This is a genomic window from Bradyrhizobium nivariense (assembly GCF_029846695.2).
GTDB lineage: Bacteria > Pseudomonadota > Alphaproteobacteria > Rhizobiales > Xanthobacteraceae > Bradyrhizobium.
In genome coordinates, this window is the sequence record NZ_JARWCR020000080.1 from 1 (window position 1) to 15,002 (window position 15,002).

Annotated in this window: 14 protein-coding genes and 1 pseudogene; 8 read left to right on the forward strand and 7 right to left on the reverse strand. The window is 61.1% G+C overall.

Annotation, left to right across the window (positions count from 1 at the left end):
* The first annotated feature begins 80 nt into the window (after positions 1-80).
* Complete coding sequence (locus tag QCM77_RS38985) at positions 81-320, forward strand: hypothetical protein (RefSeq protein ID WP_280096389.1); 240 nt, start codon at positions 81-83, stop codon at positions 318-320.
* A gap of 229 nt (positions 321-549) precedes the next feature.
* Here the strand turns inward: QCM77_RS38985 and QCM77_RS38990 are convergent, their stop codons facing one another.
* The 3 genes from QCM77_RS38990 to QCM77_RS39000 form a co-directional block, all read right to left on the reverse strand.
* Positions 550-1,005 (reverse strand): helix-turn-helix domain-containing protein, encoded by a 456-nt coding sequence (locus QCM77_RS38990; protein ID WP_280096390.1) that lies wholly within the window; start codon positions 1,003-1,005, stop codon positions 550-552.
* 147 nt (positions 1,006-1,152) lie between these two features.
* Positions 1,153-1,791 (reverse strand): response regulator transcription factor, encoded by a 639-nt coding sequence (locus QCM77_RS38995; RefSeq protein ID WP_280096391.1) that lies wholly within the window; start codon positions 1,789-1,791, stop codon positions 1,153-1,155.
* Between the two features lie 262 nt (positions 1,792-2,053).
* A complete protein-coding gene (locus tag QCM77_RS39000) occupies positions 2,054-2,542 on the reverse strand; it encodes an HlyD family secretion protein (protein WP_280096392.1) in 489 nt (162 codons plus the stop codon).
* Positions 2,543-2,761: 219 nt separating this feature from the next.
* Here QCM77_RS39000 and QCM77_RS39005 point away from each other — a divergent pair, with 219 nt between their 5' ends.
* The 4 genes from QCM77_RS39005 to QCM77_RS39020 all read left to right on the forward strand — a co-directional run bounded on the left by QCM77_RS39005 (position 2,762) and on the right by QCM77_RS39020 (position 6,340).
* Positions 2,762-3,430 carry a hypothetical protein gene (locus tag QCM77_RS39005; protein ID WP_279663145.1) on the forward strand — a complete coding sequence of 223 codons (669 nt, stop codon included), beginning with the start codon at positions 2,762-2,764 and terminating at the stop codon, positions 3,428-3,430.
* Positions 3,431-3,551: 121 nt separating this feature from the next.
* Positions 3,552-3,908: an HdeA/HdeB family chaperone gene (locus QCM77_RS39010; RefSeq protein ID WP_280096393.1), complete on the forward strand. Its 357-nt coding sequence runs from the start codon at positions 3,552-3,554 to the stop codon at positions 3,906-3,908.
* A gap of 85 nt (positions 3,909-3,993) precedes the next feature.
* Positions 3,994-4,383 (forward strand): response regulator transcription factor, encoded by a 390-nt coding sequence (locus tag QCM77_RS39015; protein ID WP_279663143.1) that lies wholly within the window; start codon positions 3,994-3,996, stop codon positions 4,381-4,383.
* Positions 4,384-4,447: 64 nt separating this feature from the next.
* Positions 4,448-6,340 (forward strand): sensor histidine kinase, encoded by a 1,893-nt coding sequence (locus QCM77_RS39020; RefSeq protein WP_280096394.1) that lies wholly within the window; start codon positions 4,448-4,450, stop codon positions 6,338-6,340.
* A gap of 67 nt (positions 6,341-6,407) precedes the next feature.
* On the opposite strand, the gene QCM77_RS39025 is transcribed toward QCM77_RS39020, so the two are convergent.
* The 3 genes and pseudogenes from QCM77_RS39025 to QCM77_RS39035 all read right to left on the reverse strand — a co-directional run bounded on the left by QCM77_RS39025 (position 6,408) and on the right by QCM77_RS39035 (position 8,234).
* On the reverse strand, positions 6,408-6,944 hold the full coding sequence (locus QCM77_RS39025; RefSeq protein ID WP_280096395.1) for an alpha/beta hydrolase: 537 nt from the start codon (positions 6,942-6,944) through the stop codon (positions 6,408-6,410).
* Positions 6,945-7,115: 171 nt separating this feature from the next.
* A pseudogene (locus QCM77_RS39030) lies at positions 7,116-7,709 on the reverse strand (MATE family efflux transporter); the annotation flags it as partial.
* A gap of 18 nt (positions 7,710-7,727) precedes the next feature.
* A complete protein-coding gene (locus QCM77_RS39035; RefSeq protein WP_279688047.1) occupies positions 7,728-8,234 on the reverse strand; it encodes a hypothetical protein in 507 nt (168 codons plus the stop codon).
* A gap of 290 nt (positions 8,235-8,524) precedes the next feature.
* On the opposite strand from QCM77_RS39035, the gene QCM77_RS39040 reads away from it, so the two are divergent.
* The 3 genes from QCM77_RS39040 to QCM77_RS39050 all read left to right on the forward strand — a co-directional run bounded on the left by QCM77_RS39040 (position 8,525) and on the right by QCM77_RS39050 (position 13,642).
* Positions 8,525-11,578 carry an ATP-binding protein gene (locus QCM77_RS39040; RefSeq protein ID WP_280096411.1) on the forward strand — a complete coding sequence of 1,018 codons (3,054 nt, stop codon included), beginning with the start codon at positions 8,525-8,527 and terminating at the stop codon, positions 11,576-11,578.
* Between the two features lie 317 nt (positions 11,579-11,895).
* Entirely contained in the window at positions 11,896-13,107 is a 1,212-nt protein-coding gene (locus tag QCM77_RS39045; protein WP_280096396.1) for an OpgC domain-containing protein, read from the forward strand.
* Positions 13,108-13,153: 46 nt separating this feature from the next.
* On the forward strand, positions 13,154-13,642 hold the full coding sequence (locus QCM77_RS39050; RefSeq protein ID WP_280096397.1) for a DUF2059 domain-containing protein: 489 nt from the start codon (positions 13,154-13,156) through the stop codon (positions 13,640-13,642).
* Positions 13,643-13,677: 35 nt separating this feature from the next.
* On the opposite strand, the gene QCM77_RS39055 is transcribed toward QCM77_RS39050, so the two are convergent.
* Entirely contained in the window at positions 13,678-14,883 is a 1,206-nt protein-coding gene (locus tag QCM77_RS39055) for an ABC transporter substrate-binding protein (RefSeq protein ID WP_280096398.1), read from the reverse strand.
* Positions 14,884-15,002 lie beyond the last annotated feature (119 nt).

Consider the following 15,002-nt stretch of genomic DNA (forward strand, 5'->3'; position numbering starts at 1 on the left):
CTCCACCACCAGCATCCCAACCTCGGCTTCCATGACTCGATGGAAGCCACTGTGGACCCTTATCCCGGGGTCCCGATTGGATGCCGATCACCCCGAAAACGGGGTCCTTATTCCATGCCGAAACACAAGATAGAATAGTTACATTCGACCTGACAACTCTTGCGAAGGCTGGAGACGATGCTCACGATCGGGCGTTCGAGGATGTCACTTCGGTCATGGGAATGATCAAACAGCGTTTGAGCGAAGGGCAGTCGCTGACCGACCAGCGTTCGGGCGCCGCCAACTCCTTGGGGTTGATCACAGATCAGGCAGGCAGATAGTGCGGAGTTGGACTCGACCAAGATGTTCAGCCGCTCGGTGATCGAGCAGTCGTCACGTTCTTAATTCGCACGAAATGCAAGCCGGCAAACAATGAGCAACAGGTGGCGTACGCGCGTCATCTCATATCCCCCCCGAGAACTGGACTGTGTCAGTCCAGGGATTGAATGTTCGCCACAAATCGCCGCTATGCAAAATCGGTCCGAACTGATGCTCGAAAGTCACGCCGGCCTACATTCCAAACGGAAGACTGGATCTGTGGTCAGCAGCGCCTTTGACTGCAAGCGTCGTATCCGGCGATGCGCGATGCAGTGTCTTCGAGGGACTTTCGCCGAACACTCTGCGGTATTCGACTGAAAAGCGTCCCAACTCCACAAAACCGAAGCCCGTCGCGATTTCCGTTACGGTTACGAGTTGGCTATCTGCGGATAAAAGAGCACGTCGAGCCTCGGACAATCGCAACATCCTGAGGTGCCGGCACGGTGGGATGCCATGGACCTTGTGAAAAGCTTTGCGAAGCGTTCGCTCGCTGACCGCAAGCGCACGACAAACGGCCGAAATGTGGAGCGGTTCGTCCGGCTCTGAAAGCGCCAGCATTTCCGCCTGCTCCACAAGATCATGGCAGGCCAGGTTTGTCGGCCCGGATAGCGTTTGCGGCAACCTTGCGATCCACCGATGCATTTCCATGGAAAGCCCCCGATCGTGAGCGCGGCAAGTCGGCTCTTCTGAGATAGACAGCACTCTGGAGGTCTGGGCGGTATTGTCCTTCGGGGCAAACCGGGAGTTGCCTGACCTCATGCGGACTGGGTAAGGCGGGAGCGTTGGTATCCGGCTCTATGAGTTGGCGCCCGCAGAGGGCGCAGTCAACAATCCGACGCGCTCCGCAATAGAAACGGCTTGCGCAAATGATTGAACCTGTAACTTCTGCATAACCGCATGCCGATGGGCCTTGACGGTTCGCTCGGACGTACCCAGCAGATGAGCAATTTGCTTGTTCAATTTGCCGCGTACCATCAGTGAATAAACTTCGCTCTCGCGTGGCGTTAGTGTCTCGACCAGGGATTTAAGCGAATTTTGCTGATCCCGGCCTTCGCGTATACGTTCATAGCGAACGAGCGCCCGTTCAATCGCGGGAAGCAATGTGTCCTTGGAGACGGGTTTGGCGAGAAAGTCTTCGGCGCCGGCCTTGATTGCACGTACGCTGGTGGGAAGATCTCCATGCGCGGTCATGAAGATAATCGGCCAGTTTGGCGACAACCTGGCAAGTTCTTCCTGCAACTGCAATCCGCCGAAGGAAGGCATCTGGACATCGAGCAGCAGGCAGCCCGGTTTTGCATTCTTGATGTTTCGCAGGAAGTAAGCTGCGGATTCATAATCCGCGACTTGGTAGCCCGAGATCTTTAGCAAGCGGGCAATTGCCGTTCGAAACGATGGGTCGTCATCTACAACGTGAATCACCGGGGCGCCGGTCATAGGTTTTCGCCTTCGTCAGGGACTGCCGGACAAATCCGAAAAGTCTTCGATGCGGCGGGGCGTCAAACTGCCATTTGCGGCGGCTGACCCTCGGGAAAGTCAGGAAACACGACCATAGCTCGGCCTCGCCTGAGTGGTCAACTCAGCGTTGTGCATTGCGGCAGCGTGCACTTTGTCGCAGGCGGCGTTACGACAACACCGCGTTCCTATAGATAAGCGGTATAGGCACTGACCCAGACCAGAATAGAGGCGAGGAGACCAATCACGCCCGCTTTCTGGGAGAATGCTGTGCAGTTCCGGACATTCCGAGCCGCAGCGAGTCGCGGCTCATCTTATCGGGTTTGGAAATGACCGCCGGAAAAGCCGATGTACCCCCGAGCGCGTTGGTGCGCGCCAGCGTGCCGGAAGTGGCAATCTGGCCCTGGCCGACTCCTTTGGGAATCGCGATGATCTTTGCGCGATAGATGCGTCCGGGATCATTGTCGAACACGATATCGACGTGAGCGCCGGGCTTGATCGTCTGGAAGCCATTCTGCGAAAACATTCCAATAATTGTAATCTCATTCTCAACGATGAACGACATCGCGGATTGCAACTGCTTTGCCCTGTCGCCGACGGTCGGAGCCACCGCGGTCACATAGCCATCCGCGGGTGCTTGAACGGTCGTCTGCGATAGCTCCCAGTTCGCATTCTCTAATTGAGTTTCGATTTGCGCGACGGAGGTGTTTGACCACGGCGAGCCTACCGTCATTGGTTGATGCCAAAGGTCTATTCTGCAGAATGTTCATTGGCCGGACTATGCAAAAACGGCGCGGCCGCGTTCTCTCTTCTTGCCGAGCGCTCCGCGACATTTCCATGTCTGGTCGTTTTTGCATAGCGGATGCTGCTTAGGCTTTCCATAGTTGGCAACGAGCGTGATGCCCGGCGACGATGTCGCGAGACGTCACCCGAATTCCAACAGGAGAGAAACATGATGCACGCGAGACTGACACAGATCGCAGGACTGCTGGCCGCGGCGGTGGTGATAGGGGGCGCGGAGGCAAGCTTCGCCCAAAATGTACCGGCACCGTCTGCCATGAAGACGATCGGCACCCCTTCCGCTCCGGCCAAACCCGAAATCGTGCCGTCGTTGTTCGTGCTCAACTCGCGCGGGGCGACCCTGCAGGGGGACACTCTGATTCTGACGGGCGTAACCCCGAGCTCCATCATCTTTGCCGATCGCCCGGTGCGATCCGCGGGTCACCAACCGACCGCTGACGTTATTGCCGAATGGGGATCGGGCGACGACAGTTTTACCAAGAATCCTCCAAACGCCACGGTCTCGGTGCTGGGCAAGGACGGTGCGGTGAAGGACGCCGTGGTGGTGCTTAAGAACCCGAAGCTCGAAGGCGACAAGCTCACATTCAATGTGCAGACCCTCGAAGGCGACCTCGCCGGTGCGGACGGAGCGGCTGCGCTGTTCATCGACATCATCGGCCGGCCGTTTACGCCGATGTCGTTTGCCGGTGTCGCGCGGCGCTCAGCCTTCCGGGGCGCCATGTATGCCGGTGCAGTCGGGGCAGCAGCATATGCTGCGCCCTATGCCTATGCCTACGCTCGGCCCGTCTGCGGCTACTATCCGTATCCGCCCTGCTACTGAGACAAGCAACCGAAGGGCCGGATCATCGAAGGTTTGGCGAACGCGCTTTCGCCATCGGCATCTCAGTCCGGCAATTAAAATGTCTTCTCGACGATAGGCCCGCAACGACGTGGAGAGAAAAATGTATCGATCCCTAATTCTTGCAGCGACACTTTGTATAACCGCCCTTCCTGCCGCGCGTGCCCAAGTGGACCTCAGCACGTACGCCGACGCCAATGGCTTCATCAACGTTCAAAAGCTGACTTGCGCTCAGCTGGCGGGGACGTGGCAAGGCGACGCCGACATGCTGACCACCTGGTACAGCGGCTGGTACAATGGGCTTGCTCGGAAACACTATCTCGACTTCAAAAAGGGAAAAGAAGCGGAACACGAAGTGATCGTTTATTGCAAAGCCAATCCCGATCAACTGATCATTGAGGCGATCGCGGTCGTGTTCAAGGACATGCGAGCGAAGCTGGGAATAGAAATGAAGCCCTAGCGGTTCGCAGCAGCCATAACCGCGAGCGTAAAGGACTTGCTTTTCTTGCCAGGGGATACTGCAAACAGACAGTGATTGCTTCGTCATGCGCACTATAGCCGTCGTTGACGACAACCGCAGCATGCTGCAAGGCCTAACCCGCCTTTTATCGGCCCATGGCTTCTGTGTCCGGACATTTGCATCGGCGGAGTCGTTCTTGGAGGCCTATCCGGAGTGCGAAGCGGATTGTTTGCTGCTGGATGTTCACCTTGGCGGAATCTCAGGCATAGACCTGCAACGGCAATTGATCTCGTCGGGTAGGGAATTGCCGGTCATTATGATGACCGCCATCGATAATGAGGTCACCAGGCAGGAGGCGTTCGATGCCGGATGCGTGGCGTATCTGACGAAGCCATTTCTATCAAAACTGCTTCTCGATGCCCTCGGCAGGATTTTCCCGGAGGAAGCGCCCGAATTCCTTAAGGATTGCAGGTGATCGTGGTGAAGATTGATGTTCACAATGACTTCCCTAGGGGCTGGCCAAAGTCGTAGGATCGAGGTTGGGGGCATATCGTGACATCCGCTGGTGGTGTCGCGCGAAGAATGGCCGCCTTATTCGCATGATAATTCGCATAATTTTTAGTTGGATCGTCCTGCTCCTGGGGATGACGGTTGCGGCGTCTTCCCAGCCGAAGCGCGTGCTGGTTGTCCATTCCGTTGGTCGGGATTTTTCGCCTTGGGATGATTATGCAAGAAAGATCCGCGAGGAGTTGAGGCTGCAGTCGGAGGATCCCATCGATATCTTCGAGGCCTCCCTGTCGGCGGCCCGCTTTCCCGACGGGAACGAGGATGCCTTTGTCGACTATTTGAATGCAGTGTTTTCCGAGCGCAAACTCGACCTCATCATGACCATCGGCGGCCCCGCGGCGCGATTCTTTCAGCAGAACCGTCAGCGGGTTTTTCCGGCGATCCCAACCTTGTACGCGGCTCTCGCCCAGCAGATGTCTTCGAACGCACCGGCGAGCGATGCTATGGTTCCGGTCTCTGTCGATGTATCAAGCACTCTCGACCAGATCCTGAAGTTGGTCCCGGAGACGACCAAGATCTTCATCGTGATGGGAAATTCTCCCATCGAGAAGCTATGGTTGGAGGAGATGCGCAAGCTGTTCCAGCCGCTGACCAGTCGCCTCGAAATCACTTACTCCAACGGACTGTCTCTGGAAGAAATTCTCATGCAGGTGGCTAACCTGCCTCCCCGGAGTTTCATCGTCTACGGGCAGATGTTGGTGGACGCCGACGGCGTCGTGCACGAAGGCAAACGAGCCATAGACCGCATTCACGCAGTTGCCAACGCGCCTATCTTTTCGGAACAGGACGCCTTCTTCGGTCATGGGATCGTGGGCGGCCGGATGACGAACATATCCGACGTCGCTCGCCAATCCGCCGCTGTTGCCGTGCGCATTCTGAAGGGAGAGTCGCCGGGCAGTATCAAGACGCCGCCGATCCCAGCGGCGTGGCCCAGATACGACTGGAGAGAGCTGCAGCGCTGGAACATAAGCGAAAGCCAATTGCCTCCAGGCAGCGAAGTGTTTTTTCGAGTGCCCAGCCTTTGGGAGCAGTATCGCCCGCAAATGACGGCTATCTTGGCGGCCATCCTGCTGCAGGCGGGTATCATTGCATTGCTGCTCGTCGAGCGACGGCGACGCCTTGTCGCCCAGGCGGAGGCGACTAGTCGCCGGCAAGAGGTCGTCCGTCTGAACAGGATCACGACCGCAAGCGTTCTCTCGTCCTCCATTGCTCATGAGCTCTATCAGCCGCTTGGTGCGATCTTGAGCAACACCGAGGCCGCGCAGATGTTGCTCAGGGCTCATCCATTAGATGTAGCTCAGCTTGGAGAAATCCTTTCCGATATCGTCCGTGATGAACAACGTGCGAGCGACATCATCAACGGATTGCGGAATTTGCTTAACAACAGAACGGAAGCTGATCTGCAGGCGCTCGACTTGAACGACGCCGTGCGCGACGTCGTCAGGATCGTGTCTCCTGAAGTCACAAGGCGGGGAGCGATCTTACGTACTATTCTTGCCACAGAGCCATTATGGGTGCGCTGCGATCCGATTCATCTGCAGCAGGTCATCATCAACCTCGTGATGAATGGCGTTGACGCGATGGAAGAGGTCGCCAACCCGCATGACCTGACGATACGAACCAATCTGGCAGGTACTGACAACATCGAGGCCCGAATATCCGATTCGGGCCCGGGTATCTCCGAGGATCAGCTAGCCAAAATCTTCGATGCATTTGTTACGACGAAACCGCAAGGGACCGGGCTGGGGCTCCCAATCGCGCGAACGATAATCGAAAGCTACGGTGGCGAACTCTGGGCTAAGAACCGCACCCGCGGAGCCGTGTTTTCCTTTAGGCTGCCGCTGGCCAAGGTGGGTGTGGGCTAAGGCAACGGACGTTCCGCTCCCGATGCCGTGCGTGAGGCTCTGAGCAACGTTGTTCAATTTCAAGCCCTCATTCGCAATGGCACAGCCCGACGTGTGGAACATCAGTCGAAGCACCTGTGTTCTCGCGGCCGGGCGAGGACGCTAAATTAGTCACACTCATACTGTTCGGAGAGAAACTGGTTAATCGCGTCGAACGCCTGCAACCGGTTCTTCTCCAGCAGAACCATGTGCGTGCCTTCGCCGATCTCTCGACCCATCGCCGATATCGCGCGTGTTTCAGCGAGAGGAAGAAATCCTGCGCCGAGTTGATGGGTACGTCCGGGTCCCATTCGGCGTGGACCAGGAGCACGGGCACGCGAATGTCGCTGGCGTCGTAAAGGGCCTTGCCAGCGGCCCGGTATTCGCGGATGTCGAGGATCGGGCCGTTCACCGCACGCATGAGCGGAGGAGTTCCCGCGCTGGCTTTCGGGCCCGTCGCGAGCGAGATCTCCACCCAGAGTTCGAACCCGCCTTCCAGGATGAGGCTTGGTCGCGCTGCTTCCGGCGCTGCCGAAACCCAGCGCTCCCTGAAGTCCAGAACAGGGACCTTGCGATAGGCTGTCATTCGGCTTGCAATATTGACCCCCTAAGCCGGGGGGATCGGCGTCCAAAATTGACCCCCTACAGATAGGCCTGTTGCGCTGCCCGCTTTGTAACGAAGCAGGTGGTTGGGGATCTGATCGTGGAGACGATTGCCCGGATCCGGCGCGAGCACTTCTCAAGGGCAAGACGATCAAGGAGATCGCCCGAGACCAAGCCCCAGTGTGCCACCGAGAATGATCTGCCAGATTGCGGAGTTGATGATCATCAGCGACGGCATTCATATTGCCGGTGCCGCGCAGGATGCCGGCCATGATGCTCGGTAGCCAGGTCAGGATCGCTCCGCCGAAGTAAACCTGACTATAAGCGACCGCCTGCGCCAGCACATCGCCGCGGCCGCCCAGCAATTCCAGCAGTTGCCGGCCACCGCCAAAGAAGACGGCGATCAAAAGTGCGTGGGTCGCGAGCCTTGCGGCACGGTCGCCGTCGCCAGCGCCGAGCGCGCGGGCAATGGCCGACGAGACACTGCCACCTATCGCCGCGCCGGACATGCTCATGGTCAGCATCACGCAGGGAAATACCAGCGCCATCGCCGCCAGTGCTTCAACCCCAAGTCGCCCCATATAGGTGGTTTCGGCGATCGCGACCAAGGCGCCGGCCGAAAACGCGAGCGCGTTCGGCCAGACGAGAGCAGCGTGCGCAGGATCGGTCCGTCGAGCAGCGTATTCGCGGCTGGGCGAGGGGGCGGCGACAACGGACCTGCCTCTTGGTTGTCCCGGAAGCGTCGCAAGCGACCGGGTTGGCCGCTTCAGTCCCCGGATAAAGGCCTGTGCGGACAGACCATCGTCAAATTGAGCAGCGTCGGCGCCTTGTCCTCGCCCTTCTTGTACTCCCACTCCAGCCGGATCTCATGCCGGCCGGCATAAGCATCGCTGGGCTGGTGCGTGATGATGTTCGTCTTCATCGGGATCGGGGGCTCCGAGTTGAAGCACTTCCGGACACAGGCATCGAGCAGATCACATCGCGTCAGCGGGATCACACCCGGCTCATCTTTGGACAGGGGGACCGTGTTCGGCTGGGTGCTGAGGTCGACGCGGGCCCGGCCCTTCTCTTTATGCCAGTACTTGGCGCTTCCCTGCGGCCAGTTCGATGCCGGGTTCAAAATCAGGTGGTACTGGCCGTATTCCAACGTCGGCAGGTCGATGTCGTCGGATGCCTTGAGCTTCGCGACGCTCTTTTTCATATTCGCCAAAGGATAGTAATTGCTGTTCATCAAGTCTCGAAATGCCTTGCCGCTGTATGTCCTGCCACCCATCGCCTTGTCCTTCGATATGATCTAAACCAATCGGGGAAACGTGCAGCCCAGCAAAGCCCGTGGGCCAGAGAGAAAGCCTCGACGCCCCCTAGAACGCGCGGCCCCATTTTCGCGCATGCAAAAGCTATCACTCGCAAATGTGCTTCGTCCAGAGAGCCACCGTTTGGTGATGCAGGTATGCTTCTGTGCAAGTTCGATTGCCATGCATTTCCCGATAGGTAATCTTGCGTCAAGCTCATCGCGTGCGCCGGTCGGCCGAGAACGGCGCCGTGACCTCTGAAGGCCCAGGAATGCATTGCGTCGCGTGTCAGTCGACGATCGATCCAGGCGATAGCTGGTGCCCCAAATGCGGGGCGGCCGCGCGACGCGCCGATCCCGAAAGCGAGCGCCGCTTCGTCACGATTCTCCGCGCCGACGTGATCGATTCGACCGGGCTTGTTGCCGAGTTGGAGCCGGAGGAGGCCGTCTCGCGCCTGGAGCCGGCCTTGGCAGCCATGAGGGCCGCGGTACGTCAGTTCGGAGGCATCGTCAGCAAGGAGCTGGGCGATGGACTCGCAGCGGTGTTCGGCGCTCCGATCGCGGACGACAACCATGCGCCGCTGGCCTGCCACGCGGCGATCGAGCTGGTCCGGCGGGTCGGAAGCCTCGGCGATCCCGGGCTGCAGGTGCGGGTCGGCCTCCATTCGGGACACGTGGTCGCCTACATGGTCGCCAGCGAGTTTTCCAAGGTCTACGAGATCGGCGGTGCCGCCCAGCATCTCGCCGCGCGGTTGGAGACGGCCGCCGAGGCGAATCAGATCTACGTGTCGGAAGCCTGCCAAGAGCTTGCGGATGGCCACGTCCGGTTTGAATTTCTGGGGGGCAAAGCGCTGCGCGGCTTCAGCCAGCCGCTGCCGGTCTATCGGATCGTTGGCGCCAGCGATCTGTCGAGCTGGCGCGTACGGCGGGCGCGCAGCATTTCGCGATTTGTTGACCGCACCACGGAGCGGGCCCTGCTGGGCCGCGCCGCTCAAGGTGTCGATGCCGGCCGGCAGACCGTCCTGCTGCTGGGCGACGCCGGTATCGGAAAGTCGCGTCTCGCGCATGAGTTTGCCCAGGAGCTCAAGGCGGATGGCTGGCGCCTGATCGACGCCGAGTGCAGTCCGAACCTCCAGGGCGCGCCGTTCAGTACGCTCAAGCGCCTGCTGCTCTCGATCCTGGAGGCCGCCGCGAAGGATTCGGACGGCCCGGCAGACCCGCGAACGGATCGGCCGCTGATCCAGCAATGCGCCCTCGATGCCGTGCTGGATTTGCCGATATCGGAGCCGCAGTGGAACGAGTTGGAGCCCCACGCGCGGGGGCGCGCGATTTGCGATGCGAGCTGCGCCATCGTCGAGAGTACGGCACGTCGTCGCCGCACCGTGCTTCTGGTCGAGGATCTGCATTGGATCGACCGGGCTAGCGATACGGTCATCGCTGCGATTGCTTCGCTGCAAGTGCCCGATCTTCTTGTGCTCCTCACCTCCAGACCTAGCGGCACGCCGGTATGGATCGCGCGCTGCCGCGCCGAGGTCGTTGCAATGCGGCCCCTCGACGACGATTCGGGGCTGGCCATGCTGGCTGACATGCTCGGCCCCTCCGCGGCGAACGCCGATCTGAAAAGCCGCATCATTTCCCATACGGCCAATGTCCCCCTGTTCATCGAGGAGGTCTGTCGCGGACTGAGGGACAGCGGAACGCTTCGCGGCCAGTGGGGCGATCTCGCGCTGGTGCGTCCCATCGAAGAGCTCGGGATCCCCACCAGCATTCAGGGCGTGATCGCGGCGCGCCTCGACCGTGTGTCGCGGCAGCAGCGTTCCGTCTTGCAGATCGCGGCGGCGCTTGGGCCCCGATCAAACGTGGCCACGCTGCGGAAGATCGCGGATCTGGCCGAGGATGTCCTCCAGGATTGCCTTGCGGCGCTCGATCGCGCCGAACTGCTGGTCAAGGTCGACAGTGAGTTGGATGACGCGCTTGAGTTTCGGCACGAGATGGTTCGCCAGGTGACGTATGACTCGATGGTCGAAAAGGTGCGCGAAGGCATTCATGCGCGCATCCTTGAGACACTCGATAGCGACGGAGCACACGCCGATGAGCCGGATACGCTGTGCTATCACGCGGCACGGGCCAAGGATTGGCACAAGGCGTTCGGTCACGGCAGAAACGCGGGACGAAAATGTTTGAGCCGCTCGGCCTTTGCGGATGCAGCCAACTATTTCGAGATCGCAATGGGCTCGCTCGACAAAATGCCGATGGCGCCCTTGCGGGAGACCGACGCCATAGATCTTCGCATGGAAGCACGCGCGGCGTTCATCGCGTCCGGTCAGGTTGCCGAGTGGCTGGACCTTGGAAAAGAGGCCGAACGGCGGGCTGACGCGATCGATGACATCGGACGCAAGGTCGCTGCCATGACGGTCAGAGCCGGCGCACAGAACTTCTATGGCGCGCCGGTCGAGGCGGTCGCGGTCAGTGAAGAAGTCGTCCGCCTCGCGGAGGGCTGGCGCAATTTGGGGTGGCTCAACCTCGCAAGATATGGTCTCGGGCAAGCCTATTTCCTCGCCGGCCGCTACCGCGAAGCTGTGCAGATCTTGGCGCTGGCTCATGCCCAGCTGGCGGGGCCGGACGCCAGTGCCCCGATCGGGACGACTCCAAGATATCTGCTGCTGCTCTGCTGCATGATGAAGAGCTTCACCCACGCCGTCATGGGCGAATTGGATGTCGCGGAGCAGCTCCAGCAGGAGGCCGCCGCGATCGCGGCAGAGACCAATCGCCCCTACGACCGCGTCGCCGCCACCTATAGCGGCGGCTGGCTGAAGCTCGGCCGCAACGAGCCGGCGGCGGCCGCGGCCATTCTCGAAGAGGGCTTTGTGCTGGCGCAGAAGCACGGCATCCGGCTGTTCGTGCCGGTGCTCGGCTGCCACCTCGGCATGGCCTATCTGGAGCAGGGCCTGTTCGACCGGGCGCGCGGCATGCTGACCGAGGCGCGTGAGGAGGCGAAGGCGGTCGGCTACACCTCGGCGGTGCTGCGCAGCTCGATCTACCTGGCGCTCGCCACCTACCGCCTCGGCGATGCCCAGGCGGCGCAGAACATCCTGCGCGAGGCGCGCAACACGGCGCGGCAGCAGGGGTTTTCCGGCCTGGAGGCCGAGGCCCTGTTCGGTGAAGCCGTGGTGACGCCGCCGTCGGACGCGAAGGCCAGGGCGGCCATCCTTGCGGCCCTGCGCGCGACCATCGCGATCGCCGCCGAGAGCGGCGCGCTGCCGCTGCAGCACAAGGCCGAGGCGATGCTCAGCGAGATGCTGACCCGGGACGACGAGCTGACCTGACTTTGCTCCCGGCCGGGCCGCCACCGCGCCGAGATCTGCCCGACGCGTCAAATAAATCCAGCAGGCGGCGCAAGGGCTTAGCTACTGTGCATGGGGTTGTTTTCGCCCTTTTTTGAAGGGCCCCCCAAGGGCCCCTATTGTGCAACGCAGAGCACGGCACGCTTGTGCGGCCCGCCTGATCAAAGCCCCTTGCGCGCGCAGCAAGGTCGGCTACCGTCGGCCCTGGCCACAGGGCCAGGTGACTTTCGATTTAAGCTTTTTAGCATCCTATTTTTCGGCGCCGCGACGGCGCGACGCCCACCGAACGAGGCGGGGTCATGATCACACGAGACCAGTCAGCGCTGCTTGCTCCGGTCGAGCGCGATTTGCGGCTCGATCTCTTCCGCGGCATCGGTCTGTGGATGATCTTCCTCGACCACATCCCGCACGACGTCGTGGCCTGGCTGACCTTGCGCAATTACGGCTTCAGCGACGCCGCCGAATTCTTCGTCTTCATCTCCGGCTATCTGGTCGGCTGGATCTACGGGCCGATCGTCGCCGGCGGCTGGTTTCTCGCCGCGCTGAAGCGGCTGTGGCGGCGCGCGGCCGAGATGTATGTCGCCCACATCATGCTGTTCCTGCTGTTCACGGCGCAAATCGCCCGCACCGCGCGCCGCTTCGACAATCCGATGTACGAGCACGAGTTCAACGTGTTCAACTTCCTGTCGCATCCGGACGAGCTGATCGGCCAGGCGATCCTCCTGAAATACAAGCCGGTCAATCTCGACGTGCTGCCGCTCTACATTACCCTGGTGTTCGCCTCGCCCTTCATCGTGTGGTGCCTGGTGCGCCGGCCGAACCTGACGCTCGCGGCGTCCGTGGTGCTCTATGTGCTGTCGCGCTGGTTCGACTGGAACGTCGCCTCCTATCCGGCCGGCACGACCTGGTACTTCAACCCGTTCTGCTGGCAGCTCATGTTCGTGTTCGCGGCCTGGTGCGGCATCGGCCAGATCGACAAGGTCGCGACATGGGTGTGGTCGAAAGCGGCGATGGGGCTGGCCGCGGCCTGGCTCGCCTTCGCGCTGCTGATCGTGATGACCTGGCACGTCCCTGCGCTCGAAGCCCTGATCCCGAAATGGATGATCAAGGCGATCTACCCGATCGACAAGACCGACCTCGACATGCTGCGCTTCACGCATTTCCTGGCGCTGGCGATCTGGGTGACCCATTTCGTTTCGCGCAAATGGCGGGTGCTGCATGGGGCATGGCTGCGGCCCGTGATCCTCTGCGGCCAGCATTCGCTGCCGGTCTTCTGCCTGGGCGTGTTCCTGTCGTTCTCGGCGCACTGGATCCTGACGCAATACACCAAGGGCGTCTGGGAGCAACTCGCGGTCTCCGCCGTCGGCATCGTCATCATGATCGCCGCCGCCTGGCTGCTCGACCGGGCCAAACGCGTGCCGGACCTGTTCGTGAGGGTGACGGAGGTCGAGGAGGCCGATACCACCCTGGAAAGCGCGCCGATCGCCGCTGTCGCGCCCGCGGGTCATTGAGCATCGCGGGCCTGCATTTTCGTGGAGAGGTCCAACGGAGAGGTTCATGTCCAGAGTTGTGTTGACGATCGCAGGCGCCCTCCTGCTCCTGGTCTGCGGTGCATCGGCGCAAGCGCCGTCGCCGGAGGCGATGAGCGCGGCGCGCAAGCTCGTGGTCACCTTGAAGGTCGCGGATCAGTATCGGACGCTGTTGCCGCAGCTCCTGCTCAAGCTGAGGCCCGTGGTCGCGCAGGACAGGCCGGAGATCGAGCGCGACTATGATGCGATGACGGCGCCTGGCTCCGAGATCTACACCCCGGCCCTCACGTCGATGATCGACCAAGTCGCCGCCCTTTATGCCCAAAGCTTCGGCATCGATGAGCTGCGCCAGATCGAGGCCTTCTATGCCCAGCCGGCCGGGAAGAAGTTTCTGGAGAAGTCGGATGCGCTGGCGCAGGCAAGCGCGCAGATCGGCCAGGACGTCAGCCAGAAGACCGCCGACGAGTTGAAGCAGCGCCTCATCGAGGCGCTACGCCAAAAGGGGCACAAATTGTAGATGGGTTCGAGCGCGCCAGCATCGCGCGCGCCGCCTCACTTCACCAGCGGACAGCCGCCGTCCTTCAGCGGCCGGAACGCCTGGTCGGCCGGCACCTCCGCGAGCAGCTTGTAATAGTCCCACGGGCCCTTCGACTCCTCCGGCTTCTTCACCTGGAACAGGTACATGCTGTGCACCATGCGGCCGTCTTCGCGCAAGCTGCCGTTGTCGGTGAAGGCATCGTTCACCGGCAGCTCGCGCATCTTGGCCATCACCGTCTTGGTGTCCTTCGTGCCGGCGGCCTGCACGGCCTTCAGGTAGTGCAGCGTCGCGCTGTAGGTCGCGGCCTGGTTCATCGTCGGCATGCGTTTGACGCGCTCCATGAAGCGCTTGCCGAACGCGCGGGTCTTGTCGTTGAGGTCCCAATAGTAGGCCTCGGTGATGATCAGCCCCTGCGCGAGCTTGAGGCCCAGGCTGTGCACGTCGGAGATGAACATCACGATCGCCGCCAGGTTCTGGCCGCCGGCGACGATGCCGAACTCACCGGCCTGCTTGATTGCGTTGATGGTGTCGCCGCCGCCGTTCGCCAGCCCGATGATCTTGGCCTTGGAGGCCTGGGCCTGAAGCAGGAATGAGGAGAAATCCGCGGTGTTGAGCGGGTGCTTGACGCTGCCGAGCACCTTGCCGCCCGCCGCTCTCACGACGTCGGAGGTGTCGCGCTCAACCGAATGGCCGAACACGTAGTCCGCGGTGAGGAAGAACCAGCTGTCGCCGCCGTTCTTGACGATGGCGCTGCCGACCGTGTGCGCGTTGGCGTAGGTGTCGTAGGTCCAGTGCGCGGTGTAGGGCGAGCAGGACTTTCCGGTAATGTCGGAGCTCGCCGCGTCCGTCACGATCATGATCTTCTCGTACTGCTTCGACAGCTCCATCACCGCGAGCGCGGTGGCCGATGTCGGCAGGTCGATGATCATGTCGACGCCTTCGGTCTCCCACCACTTTCGCGCGATGGTAGAGGCGACATCGGGCTTGTTCAGCACATCGGCGCTGACCATGTCGATCGGCTTGCCGAACATCTGCCCGCCGAAATCCTCGATCGCCATTTTGGTCGCCTCGACATTCCCCTGGCCACCGATGTCGGAATAGACCGAGGAGAAGTCGGAAAGCACGCCGATCTTGAGCGGCGTCTGCTGGGCGGACGATGGATCGATGAAAGACGCAGACAGCAGCCCGGCCGCAAAAGCGGCGCGCGCGATCCGATGCATGACATTTCCCCCGATATTTATTGTTGGTGCACCAAGTCAAACTTGCTCCGGCGAAGCGGCAATTCTTGCGTCATGACGCCACCGCGCAGGCAATTTGACGCGGCCGGCAGCGCCGACTA

Coding starts and splice junctions, on each gene's coding strand:
- QCM77_RS38985 (WP_280096389.1), top strand. CDS start 81: ATGCCGATCACCCCGAAAACGGGGTCCTTATTCCATGCCGAAACACAA.
- QCM77_RS38990 (WP_280096390.1), bottom strand. CDS start 1,005: ATGGAAATGCATCGGTGGATCGCAAGGTTGCCGCAAACGCTATCCGGG.
- QCM77_RS38995 (WP_280096391.1), bottom strand. CDS start 1,791: ATGACCGGCGCCCCGGTGATTCACGTTGTAGATGACGACCCATCGTTT.
- QCM77_RS39000 (WP_280096392.1), bottom strand. CDS start 2,542: ATGACGGTAGGCTCGCCGTGGTCAAACACCTCCGTCGCGCAAATCGAA.
- QCM77_RS39005 (WP_279663145.1), top strand. CDS start 2,762: ATGATGCACGCGAGACTGACACAGATCGCAGGACTGCTGGCCGCGGCG.
- QCM77_RS39010 (WP_280096393.1), top strand. CDS start 3,552: ATGTATCGATCCCTAATTCTTGCAGCGACACTTTGTATAACCGCCCTT.
- QCM77_RS39015 (WP_279663143.1), top strand. CDS start 3,994: ATGCGCACTATAGCCGTCGTTGACGACAACCGCAGCATGCTGCAAGGC.
- QCM77_RS39025 (WP_280096395.1), bottom strand. CDS start 6,944: ATGACAGCCTATCGCAAGGTCCCTGTTCTGGACTTCAGGGAGCGCTGG.
- QCM77_RS39035 (WP_279688047.1), bottom strand. CDS start 8,234: ATGGGTGGCAGGACATACAGCGGCAAGGCATTTCGAGACTTGATGAAC.
- QCM77_RS39040 (WP_280096411.1), top strand. CDS start 8,525: ATGCATTGCGTCGCGTGTCAGTCGACGATCGATCCAGGCGATAGCTGG.
- QCM77_RS39045 (WP_280096396.1), top strand. CDS start 11,896: ATGATCACACGAGACCAGTCAGCGCTGCTTGCTCCGGTCGAGCGCGAT.
- QCM77_RS39050 (WP_280096397.1), top strand. CDS start 13,154: ATGTCCAGAGTTGTGTTGACGATCGCAGGCGCCCTCCTGCTCCTGGTC.
- QCM77_RS39055 (WP_280096398.1), bottom strand. CDS start 14,883: ATGCATCGGATCGCGCGCGCCGCTTTTGCGGCCGGGCTGCTGTCTGCG.